Origin of the sequence: Ensifer sp., assembly GCF_031989085.1 — a bacterium.
Classification (GTDB): Bacteria; Pseudomonadota; Alphaproteobacteria; order Rhizobiales; family Rhizobiaceae; genus Ensifer.
Window position 1 is genome coordinate 92,079 of record NZ_DALZXU010000005.1, and the last position, 18,584, is coordinate 110,662.

An 18,584-nucleotide genomic window follows, 5' to 3' on the forward strand; every position below is an offset into this window, starting at 1 on the left:
TCCTCGCAATTGTGCTTCCGGTGGCCATGCGGCCGCCACGAAAAAGGGCGGAACTTTCGTCCCGCCCGCAAACTCATTCGACGATTTCGGCCGTTTCGACGACGGCGTGGAAGAGGACGTCGGCACCGGCGCCTGCCCACTCCCTGGAGATATCCTCCGCCTCGTTGTGGCTGAGGCCACCGACGCAGGGGCACATGATCATCGTTGCCGGCGCGACCTTGGCAGCCCAGCAGGCGTCGTGTCCGGCGCCGGAGATCAAATTCATGTGGCTGTATCCCAGCCTTTCGGCGGCATTGCGCACGGCGGTGACGAGCTTCGGATCGAAGGTCACCGGCTCGAAATGGCCGATGGCCTCGACGGAACAGCCAACACCGAGCGCATCGGCAATCTTCGGCGCCTCTGCCTCTATTTTGGCGCGCATCCGGTCAAGCTTGGCCTTGTCGGGCGAGCGGATGTCGACGGTGAAGACGACCTTGCCCGGCAGCACGTTGCGTGAATTGGGCGAGAACACCACCTGGCCGACGCCGCCGACGGCGCCCGGCTGGTTTTCCATCGCCACGCCCTGAACCATTTCTATGATGCGCGACATGGCAAGGCCGGCATTGACGCGCATGTTCATCGGCGTCGAGCCGGTATGCGCCTCACGCCCGGTCAGCGTGAATTCCAGCCACCATAGGCCCTGACAGTGGGTGACGACGCCGATGTCCTTGTTTTCCGCCTCGAGGATCGGCCCCTGTTCGATGTGGTACTCGAAATAGGCGTGCATCTTGCGGGCGCCGACCTCTTCGTCGCCGACCCAGCCGATGCGCTTCAGTTCATCGCCGAAGGTCTTGCCTTCGGGGTCCTTGCGGCCATAGGCAAAGTCCTGGCTGTGCACGCCGGCAAAGACGCCGGAGGCGAGCATGGCAGGCGCAAAGCGTGCGCCTTCCTCGTTGGTCCAGTTGGTGACGACGATCGGGTGCTTGGTCCTGATGCCGAGATCGTTCATGGAGCGAACGACCTCGAGGCCAGCGAGGACGCCGAGCACGCCGTCGAACTTGCCGCCGGTCGGCTGCGTGTCGAGGTGGGAGCCGACATAAACGGGAAGCGCATCCGGGTCGGTACCGGGGCGGGTGAAGAACATGTTGCCCATGGTGTCGACGCCCATGGTGAGCCCCGCTTCATCGCACCAGGACTGGAAGAGCTTGCGGCCTTCGCCATCCTCGTCCGTCAGCGTCTGGCGGTTGTTGCCGCCAGCGATACCCGGGCCGATCTTGGCCATGTCCATTAACGTATCCCACAGGCGGTCGGCATTGACGCGCATGTTCTCGCCAGGTGCTGCCACGGCGGTCTCCTCATTCTTTTGAGGCGGCACCTCAGGCGGTGCATACCCCTCATGTTCCCTTGGTCAAATCCAGGCTTGGTTTTTTCTGGTGCCCTTCGATCAGTCGTTGCCTTTGCTGGCGAACTGGCTGATAATTTGACCGGTTGGTAAACATTACAACTTCCGTTGCGGCACTCAAGCCGGAAAAACAAAAAAACGAAGTTGTTGCCCGAAAAGATGGCGGCGCCGAAATTTGGGCAGAGACGGCCTTAGCGGATCAGCGTGCGGGGCACCGGCAGGGGGCGAAATGGTACTTCCGAGAGCGGCCAGAACCCAGAGGCGAACACGCATCCAGGGGGAGAAGGAAGAGCGCATTTTGGAGGCGGCGCTGGAGGTTTTCTCGGCGCACGGCTTTCGCGGTGCGACCGTCGACCAGATCGCCGATGTCGCCGGCATGTCGAAGCCGAACCTACTTTATTATTTCCGCACCAAGGAAACGATGCACCGGGCGCTGATCGACCGCGTGCTCGACACCTGGCTCGATCCGCTGCGCGCCTTCGACGCCGAGGGGAACCCGGTCTCGGAGATCCGCAGCTATATCAGGCGCAAACTGGAGATGGCGCGCGATTTCCCGCGCGAAAGCCGACTGTTCGCCAACGAAGTGTTGCAGGGCGCGCCGCATATCGAGGACGAACTCAAGGGACCCCTGAAGGAACTGGTCGACGAGAAGGCGGAGGTCATCCGTGCCTGGGCCAAGGCCGGCAAGATCGCCAAGTGCGATCCCTACCATCTGATCTTTGCGATCTGGTCGACGACGCAGCATTATGCCGACTTTGACGTGCAGGTGCGTGCGGTGCTGGGGCAGGGCAATTCCGGCGACGGACGGTTCGAGGATGCGGCTCGCTTCCTGGAGCGTCTGTTCGTCGACGGCCTGCAGGTGAGCGAGCAGCCGGCATCCTAGACGCCGGCTTTCAATCCGGCAGTAGCGCCATCAGCGCCAACCCGCAGGCCGTCGTGAGCGCGCCGGCGAGAACCGGCAGGCTGACCCAGCCATGGCCGAGAATGCCCTCAAGCAGAATGATGAAGCTCGGCGTCAGATAGCCGTAGCCCAGCACCTTCGACGATGGCAGCCGCATCGAGGCAAACTGCAGCAGGAGGAAGGTGATCGCGGTCGTCACGACCGCGAGGTAAACGACGGCGATCCAGACGATGGCCGGCAGGCTGGAAAAATCGGTGGTGGCAAGGCCGACGGCGCCGGGCACGAGCAGCCACGGCACGGTGCAGGCGGCGACCCAGAACCCGAAGGCAAAAGGGTTTTCCTTGCGGTCGAACTTGCGGATCAGCGGCACATAGATCGCGTGGCAGATGACGCCGACGAAAAAGATGAGTTCGCCCTGGCCGATGTCGAAGGCGAGGATTGCCTGGACATCGGCGCGAAAGATTACCCAGACTGCGCCGAGTGCGGCGATGATCAGGCCCGCAAGCACGCCCGGCCGCGTGTGCTGACCGAGCAGCAGGAAGGCAAAGCCGGCACTGAGCAGCGGCATCAGCGTGAACACGGCGCCGGTCGATACCGGATCGGTGAACTCCAGCGCCTTGAACATCGTCAGCATGTAGACGGCGATCAGCCCGCCGAGGATGAGGAAGCGCCACAATTGCCTGGGGATCTGAAACGGCACCCGCGCATAACCGAAGGTGAGCGCGCCCAGCACCAGGACTGTGAGGAGATAGCGCCAGAGCGTCAGCGGACCGGCGCCCATGTGCTGGGCCGCCAGGCCGCCGAAGGAGAAGGAGCCGGCAATCAGCGCCGAAAAGGTCAGCATCGCCAGATGCGCCTTGAGCTTTTCGACGCCCTTGGCGTGGCTCTGGTGCGCCGTTTTCGGCGAGACGTCCTGTTTCATGCTGGTTTCCGGATCCGATGCAGATGGCGCGCGCGCATGCGCACCTAAGCCGGAGCCGGTGACGGTTGCAAGGCCTTCTCAAGATCGCCGGCATTTCCGACGATCCAGGTTTCAAGTGTTGCCTGGCGTCCGCGAAGGCTGATGTCGAGTCGCTTGTGGGCGTCCATGACGACGCCTGCGCGGTTGACGAGTTCAGCGGAGACGGCAAGTTGGGCGTCATGCTCCTTGGCAAGGCCTTCCAGCCGGCTTGCCGTGTTGATGGTGTCGCCGACGGCGGTCAGCGACGTTGCCTGGCCGTAGCCGATCTCGCCGATGATGGCAGGCCCCGCATGCATGCCGATCGCGATCCGGAGCGGCTCGTCGAGTTCGCCTTCGAAGGTCTGGTTGAGGGCATCGATACCCCTGGAGATGCGAACGGCGGCCGCCAGCGATTGCTGGCAGGCCTCGGTGAAGGAGCTCTTCAGCCCGAAGATCGCCAGCGCCCCGTCGCCGATGAACTTGTCGATGACGCCGCCGGAGTCCTCGACGGCCTCGCCGACCATCTCGAAATAGCGGTTGAGTAGAAAGACGGTGTCGAACGGCAGCTTGTGCTCCGCGATGCTGGTAAAGCCGCGCAGGTCGCAGAAGAGTACGGCGATGCGCCGTTCGCGGCCTTCGCCATCCTGACGCACCAGTTGCTTCTTGATGCCGATGCTGTCGGTATCGAGGATGGGCACGACGGTGACGTTGTGAACCGGGCGGAACTGGCAGGCCAGGCGGACGTTGTCGGGTGCGCCGATCCGCGTCAGGGTCGTGCGCTCGGCGTCCTCGGGGCCTGGATTTCCTTCGAGGCCCTGGATCACGCGCACGCGGCAGGTGGAGCAGCGCCCACGACCGCCGCAGACCGAGACGTGCGGAATGCCGGCGGCGCGGCTCGCCTCCAGCACGCTGAAGCCGAGATTGACGGTGGCGATCCTGCCATCTGGATAACGCACGCGAATGCGCCCGCCCTTGGGCACGACCCGCAAGAGAAAAGTGCCGCCGATCAGGCCTGCAAAGCCAAGATAGAGACCGAGCCTTATCTGTTCGAGCAGGTCGACGTCGTAGACCGGTCTGATTTCGGCCCTGTCGCCATAACCGCCATGCTCTTCATAGTCTCGCTCCAGCGAGCGGGCTCCGTTGAAGAAGCCGAGAAGCGCGAAGATCGGCACGAGGATCGCGATGGTATAGAGCAGGATTTCGTAGCGCGGAAACCAGGTCCGTCCGCGCATCCAGAACCAGGCGCCGAGGCAGCCGTGGCTCCAGGCGAGCAGCAGGGCGAGCGACTGGCGGGTGGTATTGGTCCAGCTCGACCAGAGTGCGCGCAGCATGCCGGGATAATCGGCTTCCACGCCGGTCAAGAGCGGCTCGACCCGCGTCGCGGTCACGTGACCGATCAGGAGGAACGGCAGGCTGAGGCCGAAGACGATCTTCAGCGCTTCGCGCATCGGCATGCGCAGGGTCTGGCGGCGGTAGATGCTGTCGAGCGCCATGATGAAATGGGCGAGCAGCGCGCCATAGAGCAGGATCGTGCCGGGCACGCTGTGCCAGACGGCGCTGAATACCTTGCGGCCAGCTTCCATCGCGTCGATGGAAATCAGGCCGAGCGAATGATTGAGAAAATGGGCAAGGATGAACGTACCAAGCACTGCCCCGGAAACGAGGTGTATGCGCTTGCGTCTATTGGCGGAAATGATCGTCAAATAGCGAGCCCAGCTCTGCCGGCGAAACACCGGCTTCGGTTATTTCCCCTTTATTATCCAGATCGCATACGCCGACAACTTACCATTTCTACACAATCTGTTTCGTTTTCGTGTCTTGCGCGTCATCGGTCGCCGGCGCTATCCGGGCGGGTTTACCTGCCGGAGGGGGTTCATTCCATCGGTGGCCGCGCTGGCAACCACGCTCATTCCATCATGGCTGGCAGACGCGCCGCAAGCGTGTCGATGAGCAACCGCAATTTCGACGGCATGTACTGGGTCTTCGGCCAGACGACATAGGTGCCGTAGGACAGCGCCGGCGCTTCGGAAAGCACGCGCACGAGCGAACCGGAGGCGATGCGCTCGTTCACCAGCCAGCAGGGCAGCCAGGCGATGCCGAAACCGTCGGCCGCCGCGTCGGCGATCGACGTCAGATCGTCGAGCCGCAACCGCGCCGGCGGCGTCACGGTCCGGGTCTGGCCCGATTTGACCGGGAACGTCCAGGCGAGCGGTTGACCGCTGCGCCGATAGAGAATGGCCTGGCGTGCCAAGAGGTCGTCGATGGTCCTCGGCTCTCCATTCGCCGCGATGTAGGCCGGTGAAGCGCAGACGGTCATGCGCTGGTCGGCGATCTTGCGCGTCATGAGGTCCGGGTCGCCCCGAAGCGGGCCGGTTCGGATGGCGAGATCGAAACCATCCTCGACCAGGTCGACATTGCGATCGCTGAAGTTGAGATCGAACTCCAGGCGTGGATGCTGGCCGAGCAATTCCGACAACAACGGCATGACGCATAGCCGGCCGAAATGCACAGGCATCGACAGCCGCAGGCGCCCCTGTATCTCGCGCTTGCCTGATTCCAGCAGGGCCTCGCCGGCCCGGATTTCGCTGAGCGCCCTCAGGCAGTTCTCATAGAACAGCAGGCCTTCTTCGGTCAGGCTCTGGGTACGGGTGGTGCGGTGAAACAGGCGAACGCCCAGTCTTTGTTCCAGCTTTGCTACGGTCTTGCCGACCGCCGAGCGCGACAGGTTGAGGCGCTCCGCAGCTGCCGAAAATCCACCCGCATCCGCTGCCTCCACGAACACCGAGACGCCGTTCAGGTCGTTCATATTTGTATCCTTCAGGGAACCAATATGGCGAAATCATATCGCAACTGGAGAGATAAATTCAACGCTATGGTTTGTGCATCAACTCGATACGGTGAAAGGCAAGACCATGGCAGGACTGATGAAACAGTGGACGATCGATGCGCTTGGGGCTCAGAACCTCAAGCTCACGGAACGGGCCATCCCGGAGGCGGGGCCGGGCGACGTGCTGGTGCGCACCACCGCCATATCGCTCAATTTCCGCGACAAGCTGGTGCTCGAAAACGGTATGGGCATGCCGATCGCCTTCCCCTTCGTGCCGGGATCCGACATGGCCGGCGTGGTCGAAGCAGTTGGCAGTGGCGTGTCGCGCTTTCAGCCTGGGGATCGCGTGATCTCCGTCTTCGATCCCACCTGGATCGACGGGCAAAAGCCGGGCACGGCGCGTCACCCGACGTCTTATGCGCTCGGCGGTCTCAACCCCGGCGTCGCCTCGGAATATGTCGCGTTCCCGGAAGGCTGGTTCGTGCAGGCGCCTGAGAGCGTCGACGACGGGGAGGCCTGCACCTTGCCGTGCGCCGGCGTGACCGCCTGGTACGCCCTTGTGGAGAAGGGGCGGCCGAAGGCCGGCGACCGCGTCGTGGTGCAGGGGACGGGTGGTGTCTCGCTGTTCGGACTGCAGATCGCCAAGGCGCATGGCGCCGAAGTCATTGTCACGTCGTCGAACCGGGACAAGCTCGATCGCGCGCTGGAACTTGGTGCCGACCACGGTATCGACCGCGCCAACGAAGACTGGGTGGAGCGTGTGCTCGAGATTACCGGTGACCGCGGTGCCGACCATATTCTCGAGCTTGCCGGTGGCGCCAATCTCGGTCGGTCCTTGCAGGCGGTGGCGGTGCAGGGGCGGATCTCGGTGATCGGCGTTTTCGAGGGGGCGGAGATTTCGGCACCGGTGACGCCGGTGCTTTTGAAGTCGCCGGTCATTCAGGGCATTGGCGTCGGTCATCGCCGGGCACTGGAGGATCTGGTGGCGGCCGTCGACCGGACCGGCCTGAAGCCCGTGGTCGATGCGCGTTACCCGTTCGGGGAGCTCAGCGCGGCGCTGGCCCATCTCGATCGCGGCGCCTTCGGCAAGGTGGTCATCGAGGTCTAAGGGGCATTGAACAAAGCCGCCGCCGGATCGAAAACCCGGCGGCGCTCCTGAGAGCCAAAGTTGTTTGCGCAAACTGGCTGCGGATCGTGTGATCCGTTTCCTTATTCCGCGGCCTGACGGGCCATCGGGTTGTTCGGATGCGTCGTCCAGTTGGCATAGTTCGGATCGACCGGCTTGCCGGTGCGCTGATCCATCACGCCTGCCGGCAGCTCTTCCATGGTGATGCAGTTTTCGACAGGACAGACGTTGACGCAGAGATTGCAACCGACGCATTCGTCTTCCATCACCTCGAAATGGCGCACGCCATTGACGAACTGGGTGATCGCCTGATGCGAAGTGTCCTCGCAGGCGATGTGACAGCGGCCGCATTTGATGCAGGAATCCTGATCGATCTTGGCCTTGGCGATGTAGTTGAGGTTGAGGTACTGCCAGTCGGTGACGTTCGGCACGGCGCGGCCGGTGATGTCATCGAGGTTGCGGTGACCCTTTGCATCCATCCAGTCGGAGAGGCCCGAGATCATTTCCTGGACGATCTTGAAGCCGTAGGTCATGGCCGCGGTGCAGACCTGCACGTTGCCGGCGCCGAGCACCAGGAACTCGGCCGCGTCGCGCCAGGTGGTGACGCCGCCGATGCCGGAGATCGGCAGGCCGTAGGTTTCGGGATCGCGGGCGATCTCGGCGACCATGTTGAGCGCGATCGGCTTGACCGCCGGGCCGCAATAGCCGCCATGGGTGCCCTTGCCGCCGACCGTCGGGTTGGGGGCGAAGTTGTCGAGATCAACCGATACGATCGAATTGATCGTGTTGATCAGCGACACGGCATCGGTGCCGCCGGCCTTGGCGGCGCGCGCCGGCTTGCGCACGTCGGTGATGTTGGGCGTCAGCTTGGTGATGACGGGCATGCGCGTGTATTGCTTGCACCAGCGAACGACCATCTCGATATATTCCGGCACCTGCCCGACCGCGGCACCCATGCCGCGCTCGGACATGCCGTGCGGACAGCCGAAGTTGAGTTCGATGCCGTCGGCATTGGTCTCTTCCACCAGCGGCAGGATCGCCTTCCAGGCTTCCTCCTCGCAGGGCACCATGATCGAGGCGATCAGCGCCCGGTCCGGCCAGTTCATCTTGACCTGCTTCATTTCCCGCAGGTTCACATAGAGGTCGCGGTCGGTGATGAGCTCGATGTTGTTGAGGCCGAGCAGCCGTCGGTCGGCGCCCCAGATCGCGCCGTAGCGCGGGCCGTTGACGTTGACGACCGGCGGACCTTCCTCGCCGAGCGTCTTCCAGACGACGCCGCCCCAGCCCGCCTTGAAGGCGCGCTCGACGTTATAGGCCTTGTCCGTCGGTGGCGCAGAGGCCAGCCAGAACGGATTCGGGGATTTGATGCCGACAAAATTGTTGCGTAGATCAGCCATTGTTCAATCCTCCCGATCCGTTATGCAACGGCGCTCGCGCGCGGCATGGCCGCGGCGAAAGCCCGGTTGATCGCTTCGGCGGCATCGCGCCCATTGGCGACGGCAGATACCGTCAGGTCCTCGCCACCGACGACGCAGTCGCCACCGGCCCAGACATTCGGGAGCGACGTCTTGCCTTCGGCATCGACGACGATGCGGCCCCCTTCGAACGCCAGCGAGCCGAGGCCCGATGCCTCGAAGGTCTGGCCGATCGCCTTGAAGATCTGGTCGGCGGCAATGATACCCGTTTCACCTGTCGTGGTCAGCTTTCCATCGACGAGCGTGGTGTATTCGAGCTCGATGCCAGCGACCTTGTCATCCTTCAGCGCAATGCGCTTGGGCTGCAGCCAGTGGCGGATGGTGACGCCCTTGGAGGCGGCCAGATCCTGCTCGAACTCCGATGCGTTCATGTGCTCCTTGCCGCGACGGTAGCAGATCGTCACTTCCTCCGCGCCCAGCAGCTTGGCCTGGACGGCGGCGTCGATGGCGGTCATGCCGCCGCCGAGTACGACGACCCGGCGACCGACGGCGATGTCGGCCTTGGTCTTCGACTGGCGAAGGGCTGAGATGAAGTCGACGGCGTCGTCGACGCCTTCGGCGTTTTCGCCCTCGATGCGCAGCGCGTTGACGCCGGCAAGACCGAGGCCGAGGAAGACGGCGTCATATTGTTCGGCGAGATCGGAAAGCGAGAAATCGCGGCCGAGCGCCTGGCCGTTGCGCACCTCGATGCCGCCGATCGACAGCACGTAGTCGACCTCGCTCTGGGCGAAATCGTCGACGGACTTATAGGCGGCGATGCCATATTCGTTGAGGCCGCCGGATTTTTCCCGGGCGTCATAGATGACGACCTCGTGACCCTTGACCGCAAGGCGATGGGCGCAGGCAAGCCCGGCCGGGCCGGCGCCGACAACGGCAACCCTTTGGCCGGATGAGGCTGCGCGTGTGTAGAACTGCTTGTTCTCCTTCATCGCAATGTCGGTCGCGTAGCGCTGCAGGCGGCCGATTTCGACCGGACGCTCCTCGGCCGTGTTGCGCACACAGGCCTGCTCGCAGAGCGTTTCGGTGGGACAGACGCGGGCGCACATGCCGCCCAGAATGTTCTGGTCGAAGATCGTCTTGGCCGAGCCGATCGGATTGCCCGTCGATATCTGCCGAATGAACAGCGGGATATCGATGGAGGTGGGACAGGCGGTCATGCACGGCGCGTCGTGACAGAAGTAACAGCGGTCGGAGGCGACCAACGCCTCGTGCCTGTCGAGCGCTGGATGAAGGTCGGAGAAATTGGTTTCGTAGTCCGCGAGCGGCAGGCGGCCGCCGAGGATCCCAGATTGCGTCGTTCCCATTCTTGGCTCCCAATGTTTTCTCAGGATGATGGAACGGTAACACGCTTTATTTTTTTATCAAACGGTAAAAATTTGACGCCGAAAAGACCGGAAAGCCTTGTGAACCGGGGCTTTGCGGCGCCGTTGCCAAGTGCTTGTTCTTGACCGGAGTTTGACAGGGCAGGGCAAATAGTGGCAGCAAATTGCAGCGGGACGAGGAAGGGCATGTGCGGTTTTCCGCCGACATCCCGATCTGGCTCCAGGGGAGGCGATTGCCGTGTTTTCGGGCTGATTCGACCGGAAAATACTGAAATCACCGGGGAACGGAGAAGTGGCATGGCGCGCAGGGCCGAGGCGAACAACAGGCTTGATGACGCTGCCCGCGCGGGCTGGCTCTACTATGTCGCCGGGCGCACGCAGGATGAGATCGCCACGGTCATGGGCATCTCGCGGCAATCGGCCCAGCGGCTGGTATCGCTCGCCATGGCCGAGCGCCTGATCAAGGTCAGGCTCGATCATCCGATCGCCGCGTGCCTGGAGGCAGCCGAAAGACTTCGAGACAAGTACGAACTGAAACATGTGGACGTGGTTCCGAGCGACCCAGGGTCGAGTTCGACAACGGTCGGCATCGCCGAGGCCGGTGCTGCCGAAATCGAGCGCTGGCTCAAATTGCCCGAGCCCCAGGTGCTGGCGATTGGCACGGGCCGCACGCTGAAGGCGGCGATCGACCAGCTGCCGGCGATGGAATGTCCGCAGCACCGGATCGTATCGCTGACCGGCAATATCGGCCTCGACGGCTCGGCCGCCTATTACAACGTCATCTTCAGCATGGCCGATGCGGTCAAGGCGCGGCATTTCCCGATGCCGCTGCCGGTGCTTGCCGCCTCGCCGGAAGAGCGCGCGGTGCTGCACAGCCAGAGCCTCGTCCAGGTGGCGCTGAAACTCGGAGCCGAAGCCAATGTCGCCTTCGTCGGCGTCGGCGAGCTCGGCGCGGACGCGCCGCTCTGCCAGGATGGGTTTCTGTCGCAGGACGAAATGGGGCAACTCACCAGATCGGGTGCGGCAGGCGAAATCTGCGGCTGGATGTTCGACCATGACGGCGCGCTGCTTGCCGGCAGTTTCAACGATCGCGTCGCCTCGGTGCCCCTGCCGTCGCGCGACACCACGTCGGTGATCGGGATTGCCAAGGGGCGGCGCAAACATGAGGCGCTCAGGGCTGCGCTCAAGGGCCGGGTGATCAACGGCATCATCACCGATGAGGCGACTGCCGCCTATCTGCTCAACGCCTGATCGCAATGAATGCACATCGCAAAGGCCGGCCATGCGCCGGCCTTTGCGCGTTCATATGAACGCCTGCTGATAAAAAATCCGCAATCAAAACAGTTCCGTACCGTTTCCGTTGCAGCGCAGCAACGAAAGCGGATTGACATTTTTCCGCAAGAAGTGAGTAATTGCCCATGAGCGAGGCAAATGCTCATTTCTTCTGGGAGGAAGTCGATGAATTTGAGAACTTTCCTGCTGGGCACATGCTCGGCAGTCGCATTGTCAGGTCTGGCCCAAGCAGAAACGCTGACCATTGCGACCGTGAACAACGGCGACATGATCCGGATGCAGAAGTTGACGGATGATTTCACGTCCAAGAACCCGGACATTACGCTCGAGTGGGTGACGCTCGAGGAAAACGTGCTGCGCCAGCGCGTGACGACGGATATCGCCACCAAGGGCGGGCAGTACGACATCATGACCATCGGCACCTATGAAGTGCCGATCTGGGCCAAGCAGGGCTGGCTGCTGCCGCTCGACAATCTCGGCGCCGGCTACGACGTCGACGACCTCTTGCCGGCGATCCGCTCCGGCCTGACCATTGATGACAAGCTCTATGCAGCGCCCTTCTACGGCGAAAGCTCGATGGTGATGTACCGCAAGGACCTGTTCGAGAAGGCGGGGCTGACCATGCCCGACGCGCCGACCTGGGACTTCATCGCCGACGCGGCGCGAAAGATCACCGACAAGAACGCCGAAGTCTACGGCATCTGCCTGCGCGGCAAGGCCGGGTGGGGCGAGAACATGGCCTTCCTGACCGCCACCGCCAACGCCTTCGGCGCCCGCTGGTTCGACGAGAACTGGAAGCCGCAGTTCGACCAGCCGGAATGGAAGAACGCGCTCGACTTCTACGTCAAGCTGATGAACGACGCCGGACCGCCCGGGGCCTCCTCGAACGGCTTCAACGAAAACCTGTCGCTGTTCCAGACCGGCAAGTGCGGCATGTGGATCGACGCGACGGTTGCAGCCTCGTTCGTGACCAATCCGAAGGAATCGACGGTCGCCGACAAGGTCGGTTTTGCACTTGCGCCCGACACCGGTCTCGGCAAGCGCGGCAACTGGCTCTGGGCCTGGAACCTCGCCATCCCCGCCGGTTCGCAGAAGGTGGCGGCGGCCGAGAAGTTCATCGCCTGGGCAACCGGCAAGGACTATCTGAAGCTGGTGGCGGACAAGGAAGGCTGGGCCAACGTTCCTCCGGGCACGCGCACCTCGCTCTACGCCAACCCCGAATACCAGAAGGCGGCGCCGTTCGCGAAGATGACGCTTGACTCGATCAATGCCGCCGACCCGAAAAACCCGTCGGTCAAGCCGGTGCCCTATGTCGGCGTGCAGTTCGTGGCGATCCCTGAATTCCAGGGTCTCGGCACGGCGGTAGGCCAACAGTTCTCGGCAGCACTTGCCGGCCAGATGAGCGTCGACGATGCGCTGGCCAGTGCCCAGAAGCTGACCGAGCGCGAAATGACCAAGGCCGGTTACATCAAGTAAGGCTCCCAAGGGCCCGGGGTGCCGGCCGCAAATGGCTGGCGCCCCGGTAATCTCCCTGAGGTAAGGGCCCGCGCAGTGACGTGCGCCGGCCCGACCCGATCTCGAAACAGCGTTGAATTCCGTCATTTGGGGGGACGCCATGGCGACCTTGCACACCCGCTCCGCCGCGCGTCTGATGATCGCGCCCTCGGTGCTTCTGCTTCTGGCCTGGATGATCGTTCCCTTGGCCATGACGATCTACTTCTCGTTCCTGCGCTACAATCTGCTGATGCCGGGAATGGAGGAGTTCGCGGGCTTCTCCAACTACAGCTACTTCCTCACCGATCCCGCCTTCTTCCAGGCGCTGTTCAACACGCTTGCGATCGTGCTCGGCGTGCTGTTCATCACCGTCGTCGGCGGCATCGCGCTGGCGCTGCTGCTGGATCAGCCGATGTTCGGGCAGGGGATCGTGCGCATCCTGGTGATCGCGCCGTTCCTGATCATGCCGACGGTCGCCGCACTCGTCTGGAAGAACATGTTCATGAACCCGGTGAACGGGCTGTTTGCCTGGGTGGCCAAGCTTTTCGGGCTGCAGCCCTTCGACTTTCTCGCCAATGCGCCGCTGATGTCGGTGATCATCATCGTTGCCTGGCAGTGGCTGCCCTTTGCGACACTGATCCTGTTGACGGCGCTGCAATCGCTCGACGAGGAGCAGAAGGAAGCCGCCCAGATGGACGGCGCGAGCGCCTGGAGCCGCTTCATCTACCTGGTGCTGCCGCATCTCTCCCGCGCCATCACTGTGGTCATCCTGATCCAGACGATCTTCCTGCTCTCGGTCTTTGCGGAGATCCTGGTGACGACCAATGGCGGCCCCGGCACGCAGAGCACTAACCTGACCTTCCTCGTCTATGCGCAGGCCCTGCTGCAGTTCGACGTGGGCGGCGCATCCGCCGGCGGCATCATCGCCGTCATCCTCGCCAACATCGTCGCATTCTTCCTGATGCGCATGATCGGCAAGACGCTGGAGGCTTGAGACCATGGCACGCAATGTCTCCACCCGAAGAAAGATCGTCGTTACCGTCGTCGCCTGGACGATCGGCATACTGATCTTCTTCCCGATCCTGTGGACGTTCCTGACGAGCTTCAAGACCGAAGCCGAGGCGATCGCCTCGCCGCCGTCGCTGTTCTTCTTCGACTGGACAACGGAAAACTATCACGAGGTGCAGAGCCGCTCGAACTACTTCCTGCACTTCATGAACTCGGTCGTCGTCTCCTTCGGCTCGACGCTGATCGGCCTGATCATCGCCATTCCGTCCGCCTGGGCGATGGCGTTCTCGCCGACCAAGCGCACCAAGGACGTGCTGATGTGGATGCTCTCCACGAAGATGATGCCGTCGGTGGGCGTGCTGGTGCCGATGTATCTCCTGTTCCGCAACACCGGGCTGCTCGATACGCGCACCGGCCTCGTCATCGTGCTGACGCTGATCAACCTGCCGATCATCATCTGGATGCTCTACACCTACTTCAAGGAGATCCCCGGCGAGATCCTGGAAGCGGCGCGCATGGACGGCGCGTCGCTGTCCAAGGAAATCATCTATGTGCTGACCCCGATGGCGATCCCCGGCATCGCCTCGACGCTTCTGCTCAACATCATCCTTGCCTGGAACGAGGCATTCTGGACGCTGAACCTCAGTGCCGCCAAGGCGGCGCCGCTGACAGCCTTCATCGCCTCCTATTCCAGCCCCGAAGGCCTGTTCTACGCCAAGCTTTCGGCGGCCTCGACCATGGCAATCGCCCCCATCCTCATACTCGGCTGGTTCTCGCAGAAACAGCTCGTGCGCGGCCTCACCTTCGGCGCGGTCAAATAAGGGAACGACAATGGGAAACATAACGCTCAGAAACGTCTCGAAGGTCTTCGGCGCCCATGCCGTCATCCCGTCGATCGACCTCAACATCAACGATGGCGAATTCGTCGTCTTCGTCGGCCCGTCGGGCTGCGGGAAATCGACGCTTCTGAGGCTGATTGCCGGCCTCGAGGATGTCAGCGGCGGCGAGATTGCCATCGACGGCAAGAACGCCACGGAATTGCCGCCGGCCCAGCGCGGCCTGTCGATGGTGTTCCAGTCCTATGCGCTCTATCCGCATATGAGCGTGCGCTCGAACATCGCCTTTCCGCTGAAGATGGCCAACGAGGACAAGGCCGTCATCGACCGGAAGGTCTCGGACGCCGCCCGCGTTTTGAACCTCACCGACTATCTCGATCGCAAGCCGCGTCAGCTCTCCGGCGGCCAGCGCCAGCGTGTTGCCATCGGCCGCGCCATCGTGCGCCAGCCGAAGGCGTTCCTGTTCGACGAGCCCCTGTCGAACCTCGATGCGGCGTTGCGCGTCAACATGCGGCTGGAAATCAGCCAGCTGCACCAGGATCTGAAGACGACGATGGTCTACGTCACCCACGACCAGGTGGAGGCGATGACCATGGCCGACAAGATCGTCGTGCTCAATCGTGGCCGCATCGAGCAGGTCGGCTCGCCGCTCGACCTCTATCACAAGCCTGACAATCTCTTCGTTGCCGGCTTCATCGGCTCGCCGCGCATGAACTTCGTTTCCGGTCAGCCGGCCGCAGCCTACCAGGCGCACACCATGGGCATCCGGCCGGAGCATCTGGTGCTTTCCAAGGAAAACGGCACCTGGGCTGGCACGGTCGGGGTCGCCGAGCACCTCGGCTCTGACACCTTCCTGCACGTCAACGTCGACACGATCGGGACGGTCACCGCGCGTGTCAGCGGCGATTTCCCGGTTACCCATGGCGACCGGGTGTTCCTGACGCCCGACGCCCAGCGTGTTCACAGGTTCGACGACAAGGGATTGGCAGTTCGATGAAACGTCTGGAGGGAAAAAGCGCGCTGATCACCGGATCGGCGCGCGGTATCGGTCGCGCCTTTGCCGAAGCCTATGTGCGCGAAGGCGCCAAAGTAGCAATTGCCGACATCAATCTGGCGCGGGCGCAGGAAACGGCTTTGCAAATCGGACCGCATGCCTACGCGGTCGAAATGGACGTGACGCAACAGGCCTCGATCGACGCGGCGATCGAGGCGGTTGTCAGGGAGGCGGGGGGTCTCGACATCCTCGTCAACAATGCAGCGCTCTTCGACCTCGCGCCGATCGTCGAGATCACGCGGCAAAGCTATGACCGGCTGTTTTCGATCAATGTCGCGGGCGCACTGTTCACGATGCAGGCGGCTGCAAAGCAGATGATCACCCAGGGCAGGGGCGGCAAGATCATCAACATGGCAAGCCAGGCCGGCCGCCGTGGCGAGGCGCTGGTCGCCGTCTACTGCGCCACCAAGGCGGCGGTCATCAGCCTCACCCAGTCGGCCGGGCTCGACCTGATCAAGCATCGCATCAACGTAAACGCGATAGCGCCCGGCGTGGTCGACGGCGAGCACTGGGACGGCGTCGATGCGCTGTTTGCCAAATATGAAAACCGGCCGCGCGGCGAGAAGAAACGGCTCGTGGGAGCGGAAGTGCCCTATGGGCGCATGGGAACGGCCGAGGACTTGACCGGCATGGCGATTTTCCTTGCCTCGGCCGAGAGCGATTACGTCGTTTCGCAGACCTACAACGTCGATGGCGGCAACTGGATGAGCTGAGGCCCGTCTCTTCAGACGGCGCCTTCAAAAGGAACGGGATCATGACGACCAAACTCTCTCTTGCCGCGCTCGACGCGGTCAAGGCCAAGGCCGGCGTGCCGCGCTACGATCGTGCCGATCTCAAGGCCGGCATCGTGCATTTTGGTGTCGGCAATTTTCACAGGGCCCATCAGGCCGTCTATCTCGACGATCTCTTCAACGCCGGCCACGATCACGACTGGGCGATCGTCGGGGCGGGTGTCCTGCCCTCCGACGAACAGATGCGGGCAAAGCTTGCGGCGCAGGATTTCCTGACGACGGTGGTCGAGCAGGATAACAACCGCACCGGCGCGCATGTGACAGGCGTGATGATCGACTATCTGAAGCCCGGCGATATCAAGAGCATCGTCGACAGGCTCGCCGATCCGGCAATCCGCATCGTTTCGTTGACGATCACCGAGGGCGGCTACTTCATCGATCCGGCTTCCGGCGTGTTCAATCCGACCCACCCCGATATTGTCGCCGATGCGCAGGACCCGGCCGCGCCGAAGACGGTCTTCGGCCTCATCGTCGCCGGTCTGAAGGCCCGTCGCGACAGGAAGGTCCCGCCCTTCACGGTCATGTCCTGCGACAACATTCCAGGCAATGGCGAGGTGACGCACGCAGCCGTCTCTGGCCTTGCGCGATTGTTCGATACCGCCTTTGCCGACTGGATCGACGCCAACGTCGCCTTCCCGAACGGCATGGTCGACCGCATCACGCCGGCGACCGGTGCGCGCGAAATCGGCATCGTCGCAACCGACTACGAGATCGAGGACGCCTGGCCGGTATTCTGCGAAGAGTTCAAGCAATGGGTGCTGGAGGATCATTTTCCTCAAGGTCGCCCGGCGCTCGAAAAGGTGGGTGTGCAGTTCGTGCCCGATGTCGCGCCCTACGAGCACATGAAGATCCGCATCCTCAATGGCGGCCACGCGGCAATCGCCTATCCCGCCGCGCTGCTCGACATCCATTTCGTGCACGAGGCGATGGAGGAGCCGCTGATCCGCGCCTTCCTCGCCAAGCTCGAACACGACGAGATCATTCCAGTCATTCCGCCGGTGCCGAACACCGACCTCGGCGATTACTACAAACTGATCGAGACGCGTTTTGCCAATCCGAAGATCGGCGACACGATCCCGCGGCTGGCGCAGGACGGCTCCAACCGACAGCCGAAATTCATCCTGCCGTCGACCGCAGACCGGCTGGCGCGCGGTGAAGACGTCGTCGGTCTGGCGCTGGTCTCGGCGCTCTGGTGCCGCTACTTCGCCGGCACGTCCGATAGCGGCAAGGCGATCGTCTTCAACGACCAGAACGCCGACCGGCTGCAGGTGGCTGCCCGTGCGGCCAAGGACGACCCGATGGCTTTCCTGGCGCTGGCGGATATCTTCGGCGAGGTCGCGCGATCCGAGCTTTTCGCCAGGCGTTTTGCCCGAGCATTGAAAACCCTTTGGGAAAAGGGTACGCGCGCTACGCTCCAGCTTTATCTGGATGGCAAGCTTGGGGAGTAGGGTATCATGGCGGACGGCGCGTCCAGGCTGGTGATCTTCGATTGCGACGGTGTGCTGGTCGACAGCGAACCGATCTCGCTCGAAGTCCTGGTCGACGTACTCTCCGCCGCGGGCGTGTCGATGACGACCGAAGAGGCGACCGAACGGTTCCTCGGTCGCAGCCTGAAAAGCATGTCTGCCATTCTTCATGACGAGTACGGTCTTGCGACCGACGACGCCTTTCTCGAGGATATGCGCACGCGGCTCTACCAGCGCTTTCGCACGGAGTTGCAGCCGATCGCCGGCATCCGTCGGGCTGTCGAAGCGCTCGGTATCGCCTGCTGCGTCGCGTCCTCCAGCCAGCCCGAACGTATCCGGCTGTCCTTGACCGTGACCGGGCTGATCGACCTCTTCGAGCCTAACATCTTCTCCGCAACGATGGTCAAGCATGGCAAGCCGGCGCCCGACCTGTTCCTGCTGGCCTGCCGGGAGATGGGCGTTGCGCCCGAAGACTGCATCGTCGTCGAGGACAGTCCAGCCGGCATCGAGGCGGCGCATGCCGCCGGCATGCGGGCGTTCGCTTTCGCCGGTGGCGGACATGCGCGCAACGACCGGCATCGCCAGACGCTGGCCGACCTCGGCCCGGACGTGCTGTTTGACGACATGGGCGAATTGCTACAGTTTGTCCGCCATTAACAGGGACGGGGAC

At 63.0% G+C, this 18,584-nt stretch carries 17 protein-coding genes; 10 read left to right on the plus strand and 7 right to left on the minus strand.

The annotated features are described in order from the left end of the window. Positions 1 to 73 precede the first annotated feature (73 nt). Positions 74 to 1,303: a Zn-dependent hydrolase gene (locus RTP54_RS20980; RefSeq protein WP_162703597.1), complete on the minus strand. Its 1,230-nt coding sequence runs from the start codon at positions 1,301 to 1,303 to the stop codon at positions 74 to 76. Between the two features lie 307 nt (positions 1,304 to 1,610). Here RTP54_RS20980 and RTP54_RS20985 point away from each other — a divergent pair, with 307 nt between their 5' ends. Next, positions 1,611 to 2,264, plus strand: coding sequence for a TetR family transcriptional regulator C-terminal domain-containing protein (locus RTP54_RS20985; RefSeq protein WP_112810620.1), 654 nt, complete (start codon positions 1,611 to 1,613; stop codon positions 2,262 to 2,264). A 10-nt stretch (positions 2,265 to 2,274) separates the two neighbouring features. Here the strand turns inward: RTP54_RS20985 and RTP54_RS20990 are convergent, their stop codons facing one another. The 3 genes from RTP54_RS20990 to RTP54_RS21000 form a co-directional block, all read right to left on the minus strand. Continuing rightward, entirely contained in the window at positions 2,275 to 3,204 is a 930-nt protein-coding gene (locus RTP54_RS20990) for a DMT family transporter (protein WP_312365643.1), read from the minus strand. A gap of 44 nt (positions 3,205 to 3,248) precedes the next feature. Beyond that, positions 3,249 to 4,925: an adenylate/guanylate cyclase domain-containing protein gene (locus RTP54_RS20995; protein ID WP_312365645.1), complete on the minus strand. Its 1,677-nt coding sequence runs from the start codon at positions 4,923 to 4,925 to the stop codon at positions 3,249 to 3,251. Positions 4,926 to 5,128: 203 nt separating this feature from the next. After that, positions 5,129 to 6,028 carry a LysR family transcriptional regulator gene (locus tag RTP54_RS21000; RefSeq protein WP_312365647.1) on the minus strand — a complete coding sequence of 300 codons (900 nt, stop codon included), beginning with the start codon at positions 6,026 to 6,028 and terminating at the stop codon, positions 5,129 to 5,131. Between the two features lie 106 nt (positions 6,029 to 6,134). Here RTP54_RS21000 and RTP54_RS21005 point away from each other — a divergent pair, with 106 nt between their 5' ends. Then, entirely contained in the window at positions 6,135 to 7,157 is a 1,023-nt protein-coding gene (locus tag RTP54_RS21005) for an NAD(P)-dependent alcohol dehydrogenase (protein ID WP_312365649.1), read from the plus strand. A 101-nt stretch (positions 7,158 to 7,258) separates the two neighbouring features. On the opposite strand, the gene preA is transcribed toward RTP54_RS21005, so the two are convergent. From preA to RTP54_RS21020, 3 genes are read right to left on the minus strand one after another with little or no spacing between them, the layout of a single operon-like run. Continuing rightward, on the minus strand, positions 7,259 to 8,572 hold the full coding sequence (gene preA / locus RTP54_RS21010; protein WP_112810622.1) for an NAD-dependent dihydropyrimidine dehydrogenase subunit PreA: 1,314 nt from the start codon (positions 8,570 to 8,572) through the stop codon (positions 7,259 to 7,261). A 20-nt stretch (positions 8,573 to 8,592) separates the two neighbouring features. Further along, positions 8,593 to 9,954: an NAD(P)-dependent oxidoreductase gene (locus RTP54_RS21015; protein WP_112810623.1), complete on the minus strand. Its 1,362-nt coding sequence runs from the start codon at positions 9,952 to 9,954 to the stop codon at positions 8,593 to 8,595. Positions 9,955 to 9,974: 20 nt separating this feature from the next. Then, the gene (locus RTP54_RS21020) at positions 9,975 to 10,160 is read right to left on the minus strand and encodes a hypothetical protein (protein WP_162704383.1); all 186 of its coding nucleotides are present in this window, start codon (positions 10,158 to 10,160) and stop codon (positions 9,975 to 9,977) included. A 109-nt stretch (positions 10,161 to 10,269) separates the two neighbouring features. Here RTP54_RS21020 and RTP54_RS21025 point away from each other — a divergent pair, with 109 nt between their 5' ends. The 8 genes from RTP54_RS21025 (at position 10,270) to RTP54_RS21060 (ending at position 18,571) form a co-directional block, all read left to right on the plus strand. Then, on the plus strand, positions 10,270 to 11,223 hold the full coding sequence (locus RTP54_RS21025; RefSeq protein ID WP_112817615.1) for a sugar-binding transcriptional regulator: 954 nt from the start codon (positions 10,270 to 10,272) through the stop codon (positions 11,221 to 11,223). A gap of 207 nt (positions 11,224 to 11,430) precedes the next feature. Continuing rightward, on the plus strand, positions 11,431 to 12,741 hold the full coding sequence (locus tag RTP54_RS21030) for an ABC transporter substrate-binding protein (RefSeq protein WP_112810625.1): 1,311 nt from the start codon (positions 11,431 to 11,433) through the stop codon (positions 12,739 to 12,741). A gap of 139 nt (positions 12,742 to 12,880) precedes the next feature. Next, entirely contained in the window at positions 12,881 to 13,753 is an 873-nt protein-coding gene (locus tag RTP54_RS21035) for a carbohydrate ABC transporter permease (RefSeq protein WP_112810626.1), read from the plus strand. Positions 13,754 to 13,757: 4 nt separating this feature from the next. Next, on the plus strand, positions 13,758 to 14,588 hold the full coding sequence (locus RTP54_RS21040) for a carbohydrate ABC transporter permease (RefSeq protein WP_112810627.1): 831 nt from the start codon (positions 13,758 to 13,760) through the stop codon (positions 14,586 to 14,588). 10 nt (positions 14,589 to 14,598) lie between these two features. Beyond that, complete coding sequence (locus tag RTP54_RS21045) at positions 14,599 to 15,600, plus strand: ABC transporter ATP-binding protein (protein WP_112810628.1); 1,002 nt, start codon at positions 14,599 to 14,601, stop codon at positions 15,598 to 15,600. Beyond that, positions 15,597 to 16,370 carry an L-iditol 2-dehydrogenase gene (locus tag RTP54_RS21050; protein ID WP_312365653.1) on the plus strand — a complete coding sequence of 258 codons (774 nt, stop codon included), beginning with the start codon at positions 15,597 to 15,599 and terminating at the stop codon, positions 16,368 to 16,370. Before RTP54_RS21045 ends, RTP54_RS21050 begins: the two co-directional genes overlap by 4 nt. 41 nt (positions 16,371 to 16,411) lie before the next feature. Next, entirely contained in the window at positions 16,412 to 17,896 is a 1,485-nt protein-coding gene (locus RTP54_RS21055; RefSeq protein ID WP_312365655.1) for a mannitol dehydrogenase family protein, read from the plus strand. 6 nt (positions 17,897 to 17,902) lie between these two features. Next, positions 17,903 to 18,571: an HAD family hydrolase gene (locus RTP54_RS21060; protein WP_112833700.1), complete on the plus strand. Its 669-nt coding sequence runs from the start codon at positions 17,903 to 17,905 to the stop codon at positions 18,569 to 18,571. The last annotated feature ends 13 nt before the right edge of the window (positions 18,572 to 18,584 follow it).